The sequence below is a fragment of the Roseibium sp. SCP14 genome, from assembly GCF_040329475.1.
GTDB lineage: Bacteria > Pseudomonadota > Alphaproteobacteria > Rhizobiales > Stappiaceae > Roseibium.
The window spans coordinates 303,871-322,946 of record NZ_JBDZYH010000001.1 but is presented as its reverse complement, the minus strand read 5'-3'; the positions used below and the strand labels follow the sequence as shown (position 1 = coordinate 322,946).

Sequence of the window (19,076 nt, the reverse complement as noted above, 5' to 3'; positions counted from 1 at the left end):
TTCGTCCGGCAGAGAAGGAAAGCTCTTTGCCGGATGTCGGGAACATGGGACGTGCTGCAGCCTCTAGACCAGGGAGCGAGGGGAGGACGCGAAATGTCGGATCAGGAAATTCACACAGGCGGGTGCCAATGCGGAGCCGTGCGTTTTCGCGTCGAAGGAGAACTCGGCACGGCCTCGATTTGCCATTGCCGCATGTGTCAGAAAGCATTCGGCGCTCTTTACGCACCGCTCGTGGGAATTCGCGGTGATACCAGGCTTGTCTGGACCCGGGGGGAGCCGAAGCGCTTCCAGAGTTCAAACCACGTTGCCCGGGGGTTTTGCGCAGATTGCGGGACGCCGCTGACCTACGAGGCCCCGGATGACGACACGGCGATCGCCATTGGTGCGTTCGACAATCCGGCCATGATCGACCCGGTCATTCAGTACGGTGTGGAAGGCAAACTGCCGTTCACGGACAAGATGTCGGAAATTCCGGCAAGGCGAACGGAAGAGGACAGCGAGACCGCCGTATTTCTGGCGTCGGTCGTTTCCAATCAGCATCCGGACCACGACACCGAAACCTGGCCGCCCGTTCGGTCCGGCAAACCAGACAACGACTAAGCCCAGCTAAGGCGCTAGGTAGGAAAGACGCATGAGCAAGGAACGCCTCTATCTGTACGACACAACGCTCCGGGATGGCGCGCAGACCAGCGGGATCGACTTTTCGCTGAACGAAAAGATCGTCATCGCTGAGTTGCTGGAGCGCCTGGGGATTGACTATGTCGAGGGGGGATACCCCGGGGCGAACCCGACGGACACGGAGTTTTTCACCGAAGCACGCACAGAAACCGCGACATTCACGGCCTTTGGCATGACCAAGCGGGCAGGCAGGTCCGCAGCCAACGATCCGGGGCTGCAGCAGATCATTTCCTGCAGGTCTTCCGCATGCTGTTTCGTTGCCAAGACCTGGGACTATCATGTCGAGATAGCGCTAGGCTGTACCAATGAAGAGAACCTGGAATCGATCCGCGATACCGTCGAAACGACGGTCGCGGCCGGCAAGGAAGCGATGATCGATTGCGAGCATTTCTTCGACGGGTTCAAGGCAAATCCTGAATATGCGCTCGATTGCGCCCGGACCGCGTATCAGGCAGGTGCCCGGTGGATAGTCCTTTGCGACACCAATGGAGGAACCCTGCCAGATGAGATCTACGATATCGTCACCAAGGTGCAGGAAGTGGTGCCCGGCTCTCATCTGGGCATACATACCCATGACGACACAGGCCAGGCCGTCGCCAATTCACTGGCAGCAATTGATGCAGGTGTGCGTCAGATCCAGGGGACCCTGAATGGATTGGGAGAGCGCTGCGGCAACGCCAACCTGATCACGCTGATCCCGACCCTGAAGCTGAAATCCGCATTTTCGGACCGGTTCGAGATCGGTGTTTCCGACGAGCAGCTGAAGGATCTCACTGCGATTTCTCATGCTTTTGATGAAATACTGAACCGCTCGCCGGACAGGCAGGCGCCTTATGTCGGCGAGACCGCATTCGCGACCAAGGCCGGAATTCATGCCTCCGCGATCCTGAAAGATCCGAAGACATACGAACATGTCACGCCTGAAAGTGTCGGCAATCAGCGCCGGGTCCTCGTGTCCGATCAGGCGGGAAAGAGCAATCTTCTGGGTGAGTTGTCACGCCTCGGTATCGAGGTCGACAAGGCCGACCCACGGCTCGACAGATTGTTGGCACTGGTAAAGGATCGGGAATCCGAAGGCTATGCCTATGAGGCGGCGGACGCCTCATTCGAACTGATGGCACGCCGCGAGCTGGGTGAAGTTCCGCGTTACTTCGATGTCAATTCGTTCCGGGTCATGGTCGAGCGACGCTTCAATGCGATCGGCGACCTGATCACGGTGTCCGAGGCGGTTGTCAAAGTGGACATCGATGGCGAAACACGGATGTCGGTTGCGGAGGGAAATGGCCCGGTCAACGCCCTCGACATGGCGCTTCGCAAGGACCTTGGCAAATATCAGTCGGCAATTGAAGGGCTGGAACTGATCGACTATAAGGTGAGAATTCTCAACGGTGGTACGGGCGCAGTAACGCGTGTTCTGATCGAAAGCCACGATACCAAATCTCATCGTCGCTGGTTTACGATCGGAGTATCCTCCAATATTGTCGACGCCTCCTTCCAGGCACTGGTCGACTCCATCACATTTGCGCTGCTGAAAGCCGAGGCGGCTTCAGCCTGATAGCGCCAGAAAGGCTTGTTCCATGTCGCAGTCGGTTTCCAATGCCGAAGCGCATGCTGAGTTCCGTCAGGGAATTCTGTTTGGCTTGGCCGCCTACGGCATGTGGGGCTTTTTTCCGGCTTATTACAAGCTGACCGATACAGTCCCGGCTGATCTGGTCGTGTCGCACCGGATCCTGTGGTCCGTCTTGTTCGTCGGCCTGTTTCTTTACCTGCGCGGACGCTGGCAGGAAGTCGTCGATGTCTTCCACCAGCCAAGTGTGTTGAAGGGCTTGATGACTTCGGCCGCATTCATTGCGGTCAATTGGCTCGTCTTTGTCTGGGCGATTGCGAACAACCATGTTCTCGATATTTCGCTCGGGTACTTCATCAATCCCCTCGTCAGCATTCTGGTTGGGCTCGTGGTGCTGCATGAGCGGTTGTCGCTGGGGCAGGGAATTGCCGTTGCAATCGCAACAGTTGCGGTTCTCCTCCAGGCCGTGCTTGCCGGTGGGTTGCCCTGGGTTTCGCTGGTTCTGGCGTTTTCCTTCGCCGGCTATGGCTATGTCCGAAAGGTAACGCCGGTAAAGGCCACTCCGGGCCTGTTCGTTGAAACCGTTCTGCTGTTCCCGTTGGCCTCGGGCTATGTGCTATTGAGTCTGAGTTGGGGAAATGACGCGCTTGTGCTTAACGACCCTCCGGTCCTGATCGCCTTGATCGGCACGGGCATCGTTACGGCCCTGCCGCTCATCTGTTTCTCGTCCGCAGCACGCCGCCTGCCGCTCTTCATGATCGGATTGATGCAGTACATCGCCCCGTCTATGCATTTTGTCATGGCCGTTTACATCTGGGGTGAACCGTTGGATCAGACCAGATTGATGACTTTTGTGATGATCTGGGGCGCGCTGGTGATTTTCACCTATGACAGCTGGAGACGTTACCGGCCGGCGGCCTGACCTGTCGGCCGGCAGCTGCACGCAATATCAATCGCCGGACACCAATTGCCCCCGGCCAGTGCGCTTTGCGGAATAGAGACGTAGATCTGCTTCCTTCAGAGCTTGAGCAAGATTGCCTCCAAGCAAGGGCGCAAGACCGATACTTGCCTTGATCTTCTGGTTTTCGCCACTGTGGGAAACGGGGGAGGCCTGTATGGTTTGCAGAAGGTCTTCCAGACTGCGCACGACGTCGTCTTCGCTTCGATTGCAGAACACCACGCAGAACTCGTCACCTCCCAGCCGGGCAACAATATCCATTTCACCGGCAAGCACGGTCAGGTGCTTGGCGAAACTTTTCAGAACGGCATCGCCAAAGTCATGCCCCAGACTGTCATTGATCCCCTTGAAGGAATCGAGGTCAAGCAAAGCGAGCCAGTGCTTGCTGTCTGGCGAGGAGGTCCAGGATTTCACCTCGTTGGAAACTTCATTCAGAAGGAAGCGGCGATTGTAGAGACCAGTCAGCGAGTCCCTCATTGCAAGGTTGTTGAGTTCCTCGATCCGGTAAATGTAGTCCAGGTTCTGCGAAATTCTGAGCAGTAACTCCTCCGGGGAGCAATTCTTGTCGACGAAATCTGCGGCGCCGTACTTCAGAAACCTGACCCGGTTGTCGGAATTGGCATAGGAAGACATGCCTATTACACCGACTTCTTCCGAACTGTGGTGACGCCGGATGGTTTTCAAGAACGCAAAACCGTCCTTGCCCGGCATGAAGTAGTCCGCCAGAACAAGTTTGATGTCCTTGTTGTCCTTGAGGCATTTCAAGGCGTCGTCAGTTGAGGAGGCTTGATACACCTTGTAGAGGTGCTTTGAAACGATTTGCGAAATCGCCTCCCTTTCAACCGTGGCGTCATCGACCACAAGGATCCCGATATCGGGGTTCTGTGCGAGTTTCCTGATAAGCTTGGCTACATAGTCGAGGCTGCCGGGAGAGTCCTTCAACACATAGTCGATGACCCCTTTGCCAAGCATTTTGCTGCGGGTTTTAGGGTCAAAGCGGCTGGTGAACACAATTGTGGGAATGTCCCACTTGGCGCACAAATCAACAATCTCGCCGTTCGCAGCATCCGGCAAAGTCAGGTCGACGAGGGCCAGGTCCGGCTCTCCAATCGGCAGATTCAGGCACTTTTCCGCTTCATCATAGTTGCGCGCAACCATGATTTGGTGCCTGCCGACTTCATGCAATTTCTTGACGATCGCCTTTTCAAAAAACGAAGCGTCTTCAACCAGGAGAGTTGTTTGCATGGAGCTGCCTGTAACTGCGGTTTCTTTTGGCGACGTTACTATCCAATTCAAGAGACTTCAAATCGATGCGCGGAACATTTTACATCCAACGACATTGCGTGAGCCTATCGTTATTTGCATAACGTAAGGTAAAGCGCCTTCCTGGTGAAAAAGTATCGCATCTCCGACACTGAACCGCGGTTCTGGTTTTCACGACCCATGTTTTTTAGCAACGGGCCGTGCTTCAACCATTTTGCTTTCGATTTTGAGCGCGCTAGAGGTCAGACATGGAAGCAAAGTCGCCAGGCGGCTTGGGCGAGGCACCCGATACTGCCTGTGACAGCATCGGCAGGATGTCTTCAATTTGATTTGCTACCAGATACGGGACTTCGGTTTCCGGCCGGATATAGCCTTGTGCCCGCATGTGATCGAACAATTCGAGCAATGGTGACCAGAAGCCGTGGATGTTTGCCAGCAGAACCGGCTTTTTGTGCTGGCCAAGCTGTGCCCAAGTCATCATCTCGACCGCTTCTTCCAATGTTCCGATACCGCCCGGCAGCGCGATGAACGCGTCGGACTTTTGAAACATCAGATGTTTGCGTTCATGCATGTCCTTGGTGACGACAAGGTCTTCCAGGGTGTCGAGCATGACTTCCCGTTTTTCCAGGAAGTGTGGAATAATGCCTGTAACATCGCCGCCCGATTCCAGAGCGGAATTGGCAACTGTACCCATAAGGCCGACAGAGCCACCGCCGTAAACGAGACGCAGGCCGGCTTCTGCTATGAGCTGGCCGAGACGCGTCGCCGCTGCTTCGTGAGATGGATCTGAGCCGAAGCTAGAGCCACAGTAAACACAGACGCTTTTGAGCTGATTTTGTGAAACCGTATTCATAACGCAAGATGTGCATTGTGACCGTCCGCAGGTCAAGCATTCTGTTTGAAAGACCTTGGTTCACAAGCAGGTTTTCTTGCCGAGCCCTCAAAGAAGAGCTATGCATGGGGCCGAATAAAGAAATTGTGACGGCACAGGGGAATAACCCGGATTGCTGCAATGCACGGACCGAAGAGATACAGAAATGCCAGCCAGGGATTGCCGGCTTTCTGGTTGGGATGAACAATGAATAAGCAGACATTGATCTGGACTTTGATCGTGGCGGTGCCCGTGGGACTGGCCGCGCTGGCAACGGGCTATGTCTACCGGGATACAGGACGACTTCCATTCCAGACCGCCGAAGAAACGCAATCGGCCCCCGCCAAGGTGGCCGAGGAAACGCAGAACAAGACAGCTGAGACTGCAAAGCCTTCTGACAATCAGGCAGAAAGCGCGACTTCCCAGGTTACCTCGAACCAAACCGATGAGGCGACAGCTGCTGATGCGGCGGTTAAGGGCCCCAGCTTCGACGTTGTCGGGGTTGAGCCGACCGGCGAAACCGTTGTGGCCGGTCGTTCGGAAGCCGGAGCCATCGTTGCCTTGACGGCAAATGGTGAGGTGGTCGGCAAGAGCATCGCCAACGAAGCAGGCGAGTGGACGATCATCCTGGAAGAGCCTTTGAAGCCGGGCGACTACGACGTAGGTCTTGAAGTGCATGACGACAAAGGCAAGTCGATTGAGCAATCCGGGCAGCGGTTGGCTGTCTCGGTCCCCGAAGACGGAAAGGAGCAACCTCTTGTCGTCCTGAACTCTCCGGAAGGGCCCTCGGATATCCTGCAGAAACCGGATACCGAAAAAGTCGTTGCGCAAACGGGCGGCCAGACTGCAGATCAAAGCGAAACAGTTGTCGCAGCCAAAACGGATGCTTCTTCCGACGGCAAGTCTGCAGACGTGACCGGAACGAAACAGGCGGGCGACACGTCAGCCCAGGAGGAGAAGGGCGGAGCTGAAACCCAGGTAGCGTCATTGCCGAAAGACGTATCGGCATCCAAGCAAGACGATACAGCCGCTGACAGCGCCGCCACTGCCACCAATGGGGGTTCGGGTGATCAAGTCGCAGCGGCACCTTCCGATGCTGATATCGGCTCGGCGACCACGTCTCAATCCCAATCAACGCAATCCGCTTCTGCGAACGACGCTCCTGCAGCACCGACTGAAGGGTCGCAGGCTGCGACCTCTGACGTTGGTGACACCAATGCTCAGATTGCAGCGACTACGGCAGACACCGATCAGAGCAACCCGGACGCGTCAGTCGTATCAAAACCGTCCGGAGCGACGGTTACGGTTGAGGCGGTGGAATCGGAAAAAGACAAGGTCTATGTCGCCGGAACCGGAGAGCCGGGATCATCCGTCCGCGTTTACGTCGGTGAAGAGTTCCAGGGTGAGGCTCAGATCAATGCCAGCGGCAAGTGGCTTGTTCAGGGAAACAAAAACGTTGCTGAAGGCAATGTCGAAGTTCGAGCTGATCTGCTCTCCAAGGACGGCAGCAAAGTCGATGCTCGTGCGGCGGTGACCTTTGAAAAGGAACAGGACCAGCAGGTCGTGTTGACCAAGGTTGTCGCAACCGGTGCAAGCGGCAGTGGAAGCAGTCAGGAGGCTGCGGTTCAAAAGGCGCTTCCCGTTGTGATCATTCGCAAGGGTGACAATCTCTGGCGCATTTCCCGGCGTCTTTACGGTGATGGTGTGCGCTACACCACGATCTATCAGGCGAACCAGGATCAGATCCGCGATCCGGACCTCATCTACCCGGGGCAAGTGTTCCTGACACCGGAAGGTGATCTGAATTGGCCGAAACCTGACGCGGACAAAGAGCAAAAGGGCTGAAAACAGCTCTAGGGCCAAAACGAAAAGACTGATTGCAGGCCTGCAATCAGTCTTTTCGTATTCAGCTCAGCGGTGCGTAGCGCGAGGAACCAAGCGCGTAGCTGGAAAAATTGAGGTGAGCGCTGACGGTTCAGAAGTTCCACGAAACGCGCAACTGCCCGCCATAATCCTGGAACCCCGTTGCGAATGCGCCATTTGCACCCAGGTCGACATGGAGTTGATCGTTTCGAACAATTTCCAGGCCGGCCCGGACCTGCAAAGTATCGGCCGTTAAAGCTTGTCCGGTCGAGATGAAGCCATCGCCTCCACCGACAAAGCGGGCCGACACGTCCGTGCCCTCTGTCAGAAAGTCGTGAGACCAGCCGAGGCGGGCGCTCGGTATGATCGCGAGCTCATCAGAAACGGCGACCAGCTTTTGAACCTCTACCGAAACGTTTGACCTGAAGCGTTGTGTGTCGCTCGCGTCCACGGATTGTGCAAGTGAACTGCCACTTTCCTCATAGCTTTCCTGGTAAAGACCAGACCAGGCCAGCCCAGCTTTGGGCAGAACTGCAAATCCATTCCCAAATGCAAAAGCTTTGCTGACATCGAAGCGAATGCCGAATTGGTTGGCGCCGAAATCGGCCGTTGCCGTATCGAGCGTCGTGCCGCGACGGGAGTCGTACTGATGCCGGACGTAGGAGAAAATACCGTCGGCAACCCAGTTGTTGCCGAAATCATACGATCCGTAGAGCGATACCTGGTAGCTGTCGATGTTGGAGGTGTCTCCATCCCGATAGTCCGCCATATCGACATAGGTCTTGGAATAGCCGCCAGCGATGCCGACGATCGCATTGGCTACAGGAGCGATATCATAGCCTACCAGGTAACTGTGGCCTGAACTTTCGTACCCGGCGAACCCGTCGTCTGCATCCTGAAAGGTCTTGAAACCGTAGAACTGGCCCCAAAGGCTGTTTGGCCGCAAGCTGAAGCCGTTTGAAGGAGCGTCGTTGGTTGCAACAAGGGCTTCATCGCCGTTTGTCAGTGCTTCATAGCTTTTGTCGACTTCCCTGGAGGTGCTGGAGATGTCACTGGAGTACGCAAGCCCGGTCTGCGAACTGATTGACGAGCGCGAAGCCGAAATCGTAGCGCCGTTAGCGGCTCGAACAGTCGATAGGCGATCACTGATCCTTACGCCGTTGCGTTGCAGGGTCTGAGAAGTTGCTTGCGCGAATGCAATGCTCGCATTCGGCGAAACGCGTTTCAAAGCTTCAGTACGTTCAGATTCAGAAAGGCCCGACAGGCTCGATAGAGCAGTGCTTAAATCGGTTGAAACGCTACCGCTTCCTCCATTCAAGGCATCCATCACCTTAGCCATTTCCTTCGAGAACCCGATTTCGGAAACCGGCTCGAAAGCGGACGAAGAGGAAGAAGGTGCAACCACGAAACTGATTGAACCTATTCCGTTGGAGAAAAAGGAAAGAGGAAGATCGAGCGAAGCTCCGTTGGCGTATGTCGAAATAACCAGAGTGTTGGTCTGACCCGCCGTGAGCGTTGCCGTGACTTCTGGGCAAAAGCCTACATACCCGCAGGTAGTTGTCCCGCCACCATCATCGTTGAACGTGTCGGGATCAACGAGCGCATTCAGGTCAAAGGAATTGTCGTAATAAACCGCCATGACCGTATCTACCGGAGCAGCACTTTGGCCAAAAGTGTAGCTTCCCGTCGTGTCGGCGGTGAAGTTGATCGCGACATAGTTGAAAATATTGCTGCCAGGATTACTGGCAGAAGCCCATCCATTCCTAGGCGCTGCAAAGCCAATGGATTGAACCGTCGCATCTCCGACATTCACCGTAAACGTATCGGATGCAGAATATGCAATTTGCGGAAAAATAATTGCATTTGCAAGAATAGTGGTCGCAAACAGATTCATTCTGCGCATTGAAAATCCCCTAAAAAATTGAAAGCGATCTGAGAAATCAAATCGACGGAATCGGCGAGAGTTAATATCAAATGCAACTAAAGCCTATGACGATGGATGTCAACGACGGCGCTCGTGCTCATTTCCTACTTGTATTTTCGTCAATTCATCGCATATCACCGATGAGATAAGGTGATGCGATTGAGGGAGGAGTCCGATGAGCGAGACGAGGTCTCCGGATGCAGGAGATTGCGCGAAGTCGAAGGAATGTCTGGAAGGGTGCGAAGAGCTCGCGGCGATCTTTCGCGCTCTGGGGCATCCGGCTCGACTGGCTATCATCAAGCAGCTTGCAACTCAGGAAGAGGCTTGCTGCGGTGAAATCGTCAATCACTTGCCGCTCGCACAATCGACAGTTTCTCAGCATCTGCAGGTTCTGAAAGAAGCCGGTCTTCTGATTTGCGACGCGCGGGGGCGCAATTGCCATTACCTCTTGAATCGGGAAGTTCTCAACAAAGCTGAGCGTTGTTCGCAGGAGTTCTGGAACCACCTGAAATCCCTGAATGCCGACCCGTTGCCTGCAAACACAACACCGGAATTCGAAACAAGATAACAAATAGATGGCTGCCGCCGGCGGCCTGGAGAACAGTATTGTCCGATCATTCAGCCACCTCGCCGCAAAAGCCATCGGCTGCGGCTTCAGGCAGCCAGTCCAACCAGGCGGAAGTGCGAAAGACCGTTAGTGCCGACGAGGGCAATACGCTCACGACACTGGCGAACCTTTGGCCCTACATCTGGCCGTCGGATCGTCCGGATCTGAAAAACAGGGTTCTTCTGGCTATTTTTGCGCTGGTGATCGCGAAAATCGTCACTGTGCTTTCACCCTATTTTTTCGCCTGGGCAACGGATGCCCTGACCGGAGAAGTCGCGAACCTGCCGGCATTTCTGGTTGCCCCCGTCATGCTGGTGCTCGCCTACAACGCAGCACGCGTCATGGCTGTCGCCTTCAGTCAGTTACGCGATGCCCTGTTTGCCAGGGTCGGTCAGCATGCCGTCCGCCAGCTTGCGTTTTTGACCTTCCAGCATCTGCACGAATTGTCGTTGCGATTTCATCTTGCTCGTCGCACCGGCGGACTCAGCCGGGTGATCGAGCGCGGTGTCAAAGGCATTGAATCCATTGTCCGCTTCACGATCCTGAACGGAATTCCGACTGTGCTGGAATTTGCCCTTATGGCCGCTGTCATCTGGTATCAGTTCGGCTTCTTCTACGTCGTTATCGTCGCGGTGATGATCGTTGCCTATGTCTGGTTCACGATCAAAACGTCGAACTGGCGCATCGCCATCCGCCGCGAGATGAACGACAGTGATACGGACGCCAATTCCAAGGCCATCGACAGCCTGCTGAATTTCGAAACGGTCAAGTATTTCGGCAATGAAAAGATGGAAGCCGAACGCTTCGATGTTTCAATGGCCAGATACGAGGAGGCAGCAACCAAAACGTGGACATCGCTGGCGTGGCTGAACCTGGGGCAGGCGGTGATCCTGGGAATTGGTATGGCGGCCTGTATGGCGCTTTCCGCCCGTGCCGTCATGACGGGTGAGCAGAATATTGGTGACTTCGTTCTCATCAATGCGCTGTTAATGCAGATCTCGATCCCGCTGAATTTCATCGGCTTCCTTTACCGGGAAATCCGGCAGGGATTGGCAGATATCGAGTCCATGTTCGACCTGCTGCTCGTGCCCGCAGAGATCAAGGACAAGCCGGACGCGGCGCCTCTGAAAGCCGTTGAAGGCAAGATTGCCTTCAAGGACGTGCGCTTTCACTATGATCCGGATAGACCGATCCTGAAGGGCATCGACTTCGAGGTTCCGGCAGGCAAAACCATTGCGATCGTCGGACCTTCCGGGGCGGGCAAGTCCACCATTTCCAGACTGCTTTTCCGGTTTTACGATGTCACTGGCGGATCGGTTGAAATCGACGGACAGGACGTCCGCGACGTTACTCAGGAAAGCGTGCGTCACGCCATCGGTATGGTTCCGCAAGATACGGTGCTGTTCAACGATACTATCGCCTACAACATTCGCTACGGCCGGCCTGGGGCGACCGATGAGGAGGTTGTCGAAGCCGCTCGTATGGCGCAGATCCATGATTTCATCGAAAGATTGCCTCAAGGCTACGCGTCCGAGGTCGGTGAGCGTGGGTTGAAGCTCTCGGGTGGCGAGAAACAGCGTGTCGCGATTGCCCGAACCATCCTGAAATCACCGCCAATCCTCATTCTGGATGAGGCTACGTCCGCGCTCGACACACATACGGAGCGTGAGATCCAGTCGGCGCTCGACGAAGTCTCTCAGAACCGGACCACACTTGTGATCGCGCACCGCCTGTCGACCGTCGTCAATGCGGACCAGATTATCGTTCTGGAAGCCGGGGAAATTGCGGAACGCGGCAAGCACACGGAACTCTTGAGCAAGGGCGGGCTGTATGCCTCCATGTGGGCCCGTCAGCGCGAAGCTGACGAAGCCGAAGAGCGTTTGCGTGCGGCCAGGGAGAACGACGATCTTGGCATCGTTACACGCGGTCAGACCGCGGATTACGTGCCGGCAAAGTGATGATCGGGCGAAGGAGGGGAGACCCTCCTTCGCTATCCCTGATCAGGCTTTGATCCGGGTGCGGAACTCGCCGATGCGCAGTGCGGCTTCCGCAGCTTCACGGCCCTTGAGAACGAAGTGTTCCCGATAGATTTTTTTGTGGTGATCGGTTTCCTGGAAGTGATGAGGCGTCAGGGAAACAGAAAGTACCGGCACGCCCGTATCAAGACCGGCCTGCATCAGGCCGTTGACGACAGCCTGGGCAACAAAGTCATGCCGGTAAATGCCACCGTCAACGACAAGCGCTGCAGCTGCAATCGCAGCATATTTGCCGGTTTGCGCCAGGTCGCGGGCAGCAAGAGGCATTTCGAATGCACCGGGAACGTCGAACACGTCGATATTGTCGGGCGGGATTACCTGCTGAAAACCTTCAAGCGCCTGGTCAACAATGTCCGAGTGCCAGCCGGCTTTGATAAAGGCGTAGCGGGTGTGTGTCATTTCGGTCTCCGTAGTTAGTGACACGTCACCCAAGGCGATCACATGCACACCGAACCACCCTTGAGTTGGCTTGGCCGCAGTTTCTCTTTCATCCGGACTATGACCGTCGGCCCAGGAGTTGCACCTGGTCTGCATGACCCTTCCTGACTGGAAGGCGCTCGCGGGCTCGCAGCACTTGCTGCTTACCGCCGGTGGGGAATTTCACCCCGCCCTGAGAACAGCGTGTTTCTCGCAGGCGTCTCTTCTCAAGGCAAGATGCGAATTTGCAAAATAAGCTTACAAATTGTTTATCGAGCTCGTCGTCGGCAACGTGTCGCCGGTTTCGTCAGCCTGGTTCTTTCCAGAGTGAACTCAAGCTGCGTGGTCTCTATCCCTTGCTCTTTGATCGTTGACCGGGTGCAAAACGCGGCTTGTGCGGATTTGTCCTGTGTTTCGACCAGAAAGCGGACGGAAAAGGAAACTCGATAAGGCGCGTGCCAGGGCACGCAATTCACGGTGACGGGCGGCTCGGGCGCGTTGCTCAAAAATGTCTCCTGTATGCATCATGCTCGGCTCCTTTCAATCTGTGAGCCGGTTATCTCATATTGAGTTCTTTCGAAGAATTGGGCTAATCTCGAAGATATCTTTCGAAAGTTTCGAATAATGCGTCTGGACGATCTCAAGTTTTTCAAAAGAGTGGCCGAGTTGGGCAGCCTCTCCGCCGCGGGCAGGGAATTCGGTCTGTCACCGTCGGCGGCAAGCAGCCGGTTGAGCAATCTGGAAAAGGAACTGGGATCTCAGCTCGTTGCCAGAACCACCCGGCGGACGGGCTTGACGGAGGCAGGTCAGGTCTTCCTGCGCCATGCCTGCAATGCCCTGGGAGAAATGGACCGCGCGAAGGCCCTGATTGACGCTGCCGAAGATACCCCGCGAGGCACTCTGAGGATCTCGCTGAACGTTTTTTTCGGGCGAAAGCACATTCTTCCTTACCTGTTGGAATATCGGCAGCTTTATCCCGAGTTGAGATTGGATGTGGACATGACGGACCGCATCGTGGATCTCGTCGACGAGGGTTACGACATGGCGATCCGCGGCGCGCCTTTACCTGATTCCAGCCTGATCGCGCGCAAGCTGGGCGGAAATCAAAGGGTATTGTGCGCCAGTCCCGAGTACATCGCGAGCAAGGGAATGCCGAAGTCACCCGACGATTTGCGGTCTCACGACTGCATCGGGTTCGAACCGATGCCAGTCTGGTATTTCCAGGGACCGGAAGGTGAGATCGCCTATCACATCACCAATCCGGTGATTTCGGGGGACAGCGGAGACTTTGCCTATGACGCCGCCATTTTCGGACTGGGGCTGACCGTGAAGTCCCTGGCGCATGTCTGGGAGGATCTCAGAGACGGCCGGCTTGTGGAAGTCATGCCGGATTATCCGATTGCCCGGACAGGAAACATCTATGCAGTCTATCCGCCTGCAAAGTTTATCCCGCCAAAAATCACAACATTTGTGGACTTTCTTCTTTCCAAATACGGAAGGCCTGCCTACTGGGAAACAGACTACCGTTTGCCCGGAGCTTCGAAGTTAGGGGAAAGACAGCGTCAATAGACATGATTTTCCTTAAAAGCCGGTTCTCATTGATTGAAAAAGCCTCTAGAAGCGGTGGGAAAGATAAGCGCATCAGGTGCATATCCGGCGTTCGGCAATTTCAGGGCCTCATATCGCCGGCAAGAAATTTAGATCGCACCTGATCTGAAATCGGAAGATTTTGATGTCAATTGTAGATTCAGTCACCAAAGCCATGGTCCCGATCCACAGGGAAGGCTGGCCGTTTATTGCCATAGCGTTGGTAGCAACGCTGGTCGTCGGCTGGTTCATTGACCCTCTGTTCTGGATCGGCCTGTTTTTCACCGGTTGGGTCTGCTATTTTTTCCGGGACCCGAAAAGAGTGACCCCTGTGGCGGAGGGACTGGTAATCTCTCCAGCCGATGGTGTCGTCAGCCATGTCGGGCTGGCACGTCCGCCGGAAGAACTGGAACTGGGCAGCGAACCGCTGATGCGGGTTTCGATCTTCATGAATGTGTTCAATTGCCACGTGAACCGTGCTCCGGTCAGCGGGAGGATCATGCGCGTGGCCTACAGGGCCGGCAAATTCCTGAATGCCGAACTCGACAAGGCAAGCGACGACAACGAGCGCAACGGCCTCGTGATCGACACAGGCGACACACAGATCGGTGTGGTCCAGATCGCAGGGCTCGTGGCGCGCCGTATCGTCTGTTTCGTGCGCGAAGGGGAATCCATCTCCGCTGGCGACAGGTTTGGCCTGATCCGGTTCGGCTCGCGCCTGGATGTGTATTTCCCGGTCGGCACGCAGCCGAAAGTCGCGCTTGGGCAAACAATGATCGCGGGCGAGACGGTGCTGGCCGATCTCAAGCAGGCTGAAGCGGCCGGTCAAGTCCTGACGCGTGTGAGCTGAGGTTACGCGTGAACCAGATGCCGGATACCGACAACAGCAATATGCAGCAGACACCCCGTTTCAGGCGTGTTCCGCTGCGTCTGATACTGCCGAACATGGTGACCCTTCTGGCGCTTTGTTCGGGACTGACCGCGGTGCGCATGGCCTTCGAAGGGCGTTGGGAGTTTGCTGTCGGAGCCGTGTTGCTGGCAGCCGTTCTGGATGGACTGGACGGCCGGGTTGCCCGGATGCTGAAGGGGACATCCCGTTTCGGCGCAGAGCTGGATTCGTTGTCCGATTTCGTCAATTTCGGTGTGACCCCGGCCTTGATGCTCTATCTCTGGATTCTCAAGGACGCGGGCAATCTCGGTTGGATCGCAGCGCTGATTTTCGCAATTTCGGCAGCACTTAGACTGGCTCGGTTCAATGTTGCACTGGACGATCCGAACAAGCCGGCCTGGGCCTCCCGGTTCTTCACCGGTGTTCCGGCTCCCGCCGGGGCATTGACGGTGCTTTTGCCGCTTTATCTGGATTTTCTCGGCCTCTTCCCGCACTGGTTTGCAGAAGCGGCTTTCGTTGCCGTTTACACGATCGGCATTGCCTATCTGTTGATCAGCCGGCTGCCGACCTATTCCGGAAAAACGCTCGGAACCCGTGTTCGCAGGGACTACGTTTTGCCATTGTTCGTGTTTGCGGTTCTCGTTGTTGCTCTGACCGTTAGCTACCCCTTCCGCATGATGGCCGGTGGGGCGGTTTTTTACCTGCTGACCATTCCTTTTTCGTGGCAGGCGCACCGCAAACTTGTTCTTGCCGATGAGAATCTTGCGCTGGGCGGCGACGGTGACGAATGCGATACCGATCTCGACAACATCGCCGACCGGGACAAGGATCACGGTGGTTGAAATTGTGGGTCATTGCTCGCAAATCGGGTTTCTGAACGCGGAAATCTGCTTCAAATAGGCATCCTCAATCAAATGAGGAGCCTGAGATGTTACACGGAAAAACCATTCTGATTACCGGAGCCAGCAGTGGAATTGGCGCAGCAGCTGCGAAGCTTTTCGCCGAAGCGGGTGCAAATCTTGTGCTTGCGGCTCGAAGAAAGGAGCGGCTGGAAGAAGTCAGAGCCTCGTTGCCGGAGGCTGCCAACCGGATCGCGATCTTTGCCGGTGATGTGACCGATCCGGAATTCTCGAAAGCCTCGGTCGACGTTGCGATCGAGACCTTCGGCGGGCTGGACGGTGCCTTCAACAATGCCGGGACCCTCGGAGACATGGGGCCTGTTTCGGAAATGAACCTCGACACCTGGAACCATGTGGTCGCAACCAACCTCACCAGCGCCTTTCTGGCGGCAAAATATCAAGTACCGGCAATGAGAACCGTCGGTGGTGGCTCGATCGTGTTCACGTCGACATTTGTCGGTCACACAATCGGCTTGCCGGGAATGGCGGCGTATGCAGCAGCCAAGGCCGGATTGATCGGGTTGACGCAGGTGCTCGCCGTGGAACATGGGGCAGAGAACATCAGAGTGAATGCACTTTTGCCTGGCGGAACAAAGACCGAGATGGCCGGAGATGATCCTGCCTTTCATGAGTATATTGCCGGATTGCATGCGCTCAAGCGCATGGCCCAACCGGAAGAAATAGCCAGGGCTGCGATGTTCTTGCTGTCTGACGCCGGTTCCTTTGTGACCGGAGCTGCCATGCTGTGCGACGGTGGCAATTCGATCACAAAGGCCTGATGGTCAAGCCTGGCGAATTGCGTCTGGCCCCGCATGAAGCCAGTGCTACAGGCGAAAATTGACTGAATAACAGCGTTACGGGCATAGTCGTTTCAGGGCCGGGCATCGATCGAAAACGAGATGAGACGTGAGCGGGAAACACAAGTTGCGAGCATGCGTCAATTCCGATCTGCCGGTCCTGGAACCTCTTTATCGAGTCGCTTTTCCAGACGAGGATTTGATCCCTCTGGTTCGCTGCCTTGTTGAAAGTGAAGACGGCACCTTTTCCCAGGTCGCAATCGTCAACGGTGACATCGTGGGACATATCGTTTTCACGATGTGCACGGTTGATGGACATTCATTGCTTGTTTCGCTGCTTGGACCGCTTTGCGTGCTCCCGGACCATCAGAAACAGGGAATTGGAAGCAGTCTTGTTCGCAGCGGATTTGAGCATTGCAAAGAGCTGGGTGCACGCCGCGTTCTGGTCCTGGGTGACCCGTCCTATTATGGCCGCATCGGTTTCAGGCCGGAGACCGGCATAACCGCGCCGTATCCTTTGCCGGAAGAATGGAAGGATGCATGGCAGTCCCTGCAGCTGAATGAACACAGCGCACAACTGAACGGAAGACTGGTGGTTCCGGCCCCCTGGCAGGATCCCGCACTCTGGGGACCGTGAACCTTGTGCCATCAAGGTTTGCGGCGAATGTACATCTGTTCGGTTACGGCCTTGCCCCATTGATCTCCGACATATTCGTCAGCCAGCTCAAAGCCGTTTCTTTCATAGAGGACGCGGGCGGCATCAAGGCCTTTCAGGGTCCACAAGTGTATTTCATCAAAGCCGTGGCCATCGCAGTGTGCAAGAGCCTTCAGCAGAAGATCTCGGCCAAGTCCAAGGCCTCGGAGCCGCTCGGAAAGGATGAACCAGCGCAAATGCGCTATGTTGTTTCCAAGATCCTCGCCATCGATACTGATGGAGCCAATGATCTCGCCATCCTCAACCACGCACCAGCTGTTGTTAACAGGTTTGCCGATCCGGGGCATGAATTCCGCCATCGCGCTTGAAACCACGCTTTCAAAAGTCGGACCCATGCCAATGATCGGCCCGTGTGTACGGGCGTGAAGTGCTGCGACATCTCCGATCATGCCAGTCTGGTAGCCTTCGACAATATCGTATTGATGCCCCTTGCCGGCGGTGGTGTCCTGGTCCGGTGAAAGTGCGACTGCGTAGGCGGCAAGCGTGTCAGCAACGGATTTTGCATTGCTTCCCTTGATCCGCGAGAGTGCCCCATGCACCTGGTCGTCGCCAAACCGGTCGATGGCCTCCAGGGTTTTTCTTCCAGTCTCTGTCAGGCTCAAACCAAAGGCCCTGCCATCGGTATCCGATCTGGTCTGTTCGATTTCACCCCGATTTTCCAGTGACTTCAGAAGCCGGCTGATCGTCGATTTCTCAAGTTTGAGCTTGGCGGCAAGTTCCTTTGCGGTCAGACCGGGATTGAGGCCAATTTCGAGAACAGCGTGCACGCCCGAAGCGGACAAATCCGTTCCGGCGATCGTTTTGTCCAGAAACCCGAGTTCACGCACCAGCTGCCGGGAAGCTGCGCGGATATCGTTGACGAGGACAGGGGAGGCAGGCATCGTTTTAATTCCATATAGTTGTATAAAGCAACTATATGTGTGTTTGATGTCGATTGGCAAGATGTTTCGATCCTCGCCGGCGTTCTTTCGACGAAACTGTTTTTTGCCGCAGGGTTCGGAACTAAGCGCCTGGTTTGGAATGCGGTGTGTTGTGCTCGGAAAAGCCGGTGACATAGTCCTTGTGAAACTGCCGGTAGCCGTCCGAGGTGGAAGTCAGGTGGCTTTCGATGAGCTTGTGCAATGCGGGTAGTTTGAAGAATGGAACGGCCGGATAGCTGTGGTGCTCCGCATGATACGGCATATTCCAGGCAAGTCTTCGCACCAAGGCATTGGTAGCGGTCGTCCGGCTGTTTTCCAGCATGTTGGCGACAAACGGGCATCGCCCGTGTTCGGCAAGCAGGTAAAGCCGCAGGAAAGGTTGACCGAGGAGGCAGGGAAGGATCCAGACGTAAAGCAGAAGATCGGACCGGACAGCGACTGAGACGAACACAAGCGCACAGTACACCGCCAGAGAGACAATTGCTTCATGCCGAACTTTCTTGTGTCCGGAGGAGGGAACAAAGCCGTCGCGGCAACGTCCCATGGCATTGGCAATCAATGTGCTTATCTCACTCGCCCAGGTCGGAACGCCGCTCACATAAACAATGTACTGCCACCAGTTATCAGGTTTGCCGCCTGCAAGTTCCGGATCGTGGTCCGGGTCCTGCGTGTGCCTGTGGTGGGCAAAATGAAAGTACCTGAACCAGTTCGAAGGCAGCAGGATCAAGAAGCCGCAGATCCTTGCTACCCAGTCGTTGATCCAGACCGTCTTGAAGGCCGTGCGGTGGATGGTTTCGTGAAGCAGAGTGAACAAGAACATGATCAAGATGCCCTGAAGCACCATGAGCAGCGGCCAGCCCGGAATGCCGTAAGCAATCATGCCGCCGCAGACAAGAATGCCGCCAAAGTGAAAGCCGAGGGCAAGAAGCCCCTTGCTGTCGGACTTTGCTGTCAGGTCGGCACGGTCCTTTGCCGATAAACCGGCAATGAATTGACGATGGTCCATATCGATCTCTTCCAAACGAGTGGGAAGAGTGTCGCTTTGCAAGAAATCTTGCAAGATGGATTGTTGCGGAACCGCACTC

At 55.6% G+C, this 19,076-nt stretch carries 17 protein-coding genes and 1 riboswitch; of the genes, 11 read left to right on the top strand and 6 right to left on the bottom strand.

The features are described from left to right. The first annotated feature begins 93 nt into the window (after nucleotides 1-93). The 3 genes from ABLQ08_RS01495 to rarD are packed head-to-tail and all read left to right on the top strand — an operon-like array spanning nucleotide 94 to nucleotide 3,167. Nucleotides 94-600: a GFA family protein gene (locus ABLQ08_RS01495; protein ID WP_352938643.1), complete on the top strand. Its 507-nt coding sequence runs from the start codon at nucleotides 94-96 to the stop codon at nucleotides 598-600. Nucleotides 601-631: 31 nt separating this feature from the next. Beyond that, nucleotides 632-2,233: a citramalate synthase gene (gene cimA / locus ABLQ08_RS01490; RefSeq protein WP_352938640.1), complete on the top strand. Its 1,602-nt coding sequence runs from the start codon at nucleotides 632-634 to the stop codon at nucleotides 2,231-2,233. 22 nt (nucleotides 2,234-2,255) lie between these two features. Beyond that, the gene (gene rarD, locus ABLQ08_RS01485; protein WP_352938637.1) at nucleotides 2,256-3,167 is read left to right on the top strand and encodes an EamA family transporter RarD; all 912 of its coding nucleotides are present in this window, start codon (nucleotides 2,256-2,258) and stop codon (nucleotides 3,165-3,167) included. Nucleotides 3,168-3,194: 27 nt separating this feature from the next. On the opposite strand, the gene ABLQ08_RS01480 is transcribed toward rarD, so the two are convergent. Continuing rightward, nucleotides 3,195-4,448 (bottom strand): GGDEF domain-containing response regulator, encoded by a 1,254-nt coding sequence (locus ABLQ08_RS01480; protein WP_352938635.1) that lies wholly within the window; start codon nucleotides 4,446-4,448, stop codon nucleotides 3,195-3,197. Nucleotides 4,449-4,701: 253 nt separating this feature from the next. Further along, the gene (locus ABLQ08_RS01475; protein WP_352938633.1) at nucleotides 4,702-5,319 is read right to left on the bottom strand and encodes a TIGR00730 family Rossman fold protein; all 618 of its coding nucleotides are present in this window, start codon (nucleotides 5,317-5,319) and stop codon (nucleotides 4,702-4,704) included. A 225-nt stretch (nucleotides 5,320-5,544) separates the two neighbouring features. On the opposite strand from ABLQ08_RS01475, the gene ABLQ08_RS01470 reads away from it, so the two are divergent. Continuing rightward, complete coding sequence (locus tag ABLQ08_RS01470; protein ID WP_352938631.1) at nucleotides 5,545-7,182, top strand: LysM peptidoglycan-binding domain-containing protein; 1,638 nt, start codon at nucleotides 5,545-5,547, stop codon at nucleotides 7,180-7,182. A 130-nt stretch (nucleotides 7,183-7,312) separates the two neighbouring features. Here ABLQ08_RS01470 and ABLQ08_RS01465 read toward each other — a convergent pair whose 3' ends face one another. Next, on the bottom strand, nucleotides 7,313-9,103 hold the full coding sequence (locus ABLQ08_RS01465) for an autotransporter outer membrane beta-barrel domain-containing protein (protein ID WP_352938629.1): 1,791 nt from the start codon (nucleotides 9,101-9,103) through the stop codon (nucleotides 7,313-7,315). Between the two features lie 196 nt (nucleotides 9,104-9,299). Between ABLQ08_RS01465 and ABLQ08_RS01460 the strand changes: the two genes are divergently transcribed. After that, complete coding sequence (locus ABLQ08_RS01460) at nucleotides 9,300-9,692, top strand: ArsR/SmtB family transcription factor (protein WP_352938627.1); 393 nt, start codon at nucleotides 9,300-9,302, stop codon at nucleotides 9,690-9,692. Between the two features lie 113 nt (nucleotides 9,693-9,805). After that, nucleotides 9,806-11,689: an ABCB family ABC transporter ATP-binding protein/permease gene (locus ABLQ08_RS01455; protein WP_352940495.1), complete on the top strand. Its 1,884-nt coding sequence runs from the start codon at nucleotides 9,806-9,808 to the stop codon at nucleotides 11,687-11,689. 42 nt (nucleotides 11,690-11,731) lie between these two features. On the opposite strand, the gene ABLQ08_RS01450 is transcribed toward ABLQ08_RS01455, so the two are convergent. Next, nucleotides 11,732-12,166 (bottom strand): 6,7-dimethyl-8-ribityllumazine synthase, encoded by a 435-nt coding sequence (locus tag ABLQ08_RS01450; RefSeq protein WP_352938625.1) that lies wholly within the window; start codon nucleotides 12,164-12,166, stop codon nucleotides 11,732-11,734. 75 nt (nucleotides 12,167-12,241) lie between these two features. Next, nucleotides 12,242-12,389, bottom strand: a riboswitch (FMN riboswitch). Nucleotides 12,390-12,808: 419 nt separating this feature from the next. On the opposite strand from ABLQ08_RS01450, the gene ABLQ08_RS01445 reads away from it, so the two are divergent. The 5 genes from ABLQ08_RS01445 to ABLQ08_RS01425 all read left to right on the top strand — a co-directional run bounded on the left by ABLQ08_RS01445 (nucleotide 12,809) and on the right by ABLQ08_RS01425 (nucleotide 16,993). Beyond that, a complete protein-coding gene (locus ABLQ08_RS01445; protein WP_352938623.1) occupies nucleotides 12,809-13,753 on the top strand; it encodes a LysR family transcriptional regulator in 945 nt (314 codons plus the stop codon). A gap of 163 nt (nucleotides 13,754-13,916) precedes the next feature. Beyond that, on the top strand, nucleotides 13,917-14,621 hold the full coding sequence (locus tag ABLQ08_RS01440) for a phosphatidylserine decarboxylase (RefSeq protein WP_352938620.1): 705 nt from the start codon (nucleotides 13,917-13,919) through the stop codon (nucleotides 14,619-14,621). Nucleotides 14,622-14,638: 17 nt separating this feature from the next. Continuing rightward, nucleotides 14,639-15,502 carry a CDP-alcohol phosphatidyltransferase family protein gene (locus ABLQ08_RS01435; protein WP_352940494.1) on the top strand — a complete coding sequence of 288 codons (864 nt, stop codon included), beginning with the start codon at nucleotides 14,639-14,641 and terminating at the stop codon, nucleotides 15,500-15,502. Between the two features lie 86 nt (nucleotides 15,503-15,588). Continuing rightward, nucleotides 15,589-16,338 carry an SDR family oxidoreductase gene (locus ABLQ08_RS01430; RefSeq protein WP_352938619.1) on the top strand — a complete coding sequence of 250 codons (750 nt, stop codon included), beginning with the start codon at nucleotides 15,589-15,591 and terminating at the stop codon, nucleotides 16,336-16,338. A gap of 127 nt (nucleotides 16,339-16,465) precedes the next feature. Then, nucleotides 16,466-16,993 carry a GNAT family N-acetyltransferase gene (locus ABLQ08_RS01425; RefSeq protein ID WP_352938617.1) on the top strand — a complete coding sequence of 176 codons (528 nt, stop codon included), beginning with the start codon at nucleotides 16,466-16,468 and terminating at the stop codon, nucleotides 16,991-16,993. Between the two features lie 11 nt (nucleotides 16,994-17,004). On the opposite strand, the gene ABLQ08_RS01420 is transcribed toward ABLQ08_RS01425, so the two are convergent. Then, the gene (locus tag ABLQ08_RS01420; RefSeq protein WP_352938615.1) at nucleotides 17,005-17,952 is read right to left on the bottom strand and encodes a bifunctional helix-turn-helix transcriptional regulator/GNAT family N-acetyltransferase; all 948 of its coding nucleotides are present in this window, start codon (nucleotides 17,950-17,952) and stop codon (nucleotides 17,005-17,007) included. 121 nt (nucleotides 17,953-18,073) lie between these two features. After that, nucleotides 18,074-18,997, bottom strand: coding sequence for a fatty acid desaturase family protein (locus tag ABLQ08_RS01415; protein ID WP_352938613.1), 924 nt, complete (start codon nucleotides 18,995-18,997; stop codon nucleotides 18,074-18,076). Nucleotides 18,998-19,076 lie beyond the last annotated feature (79 nt).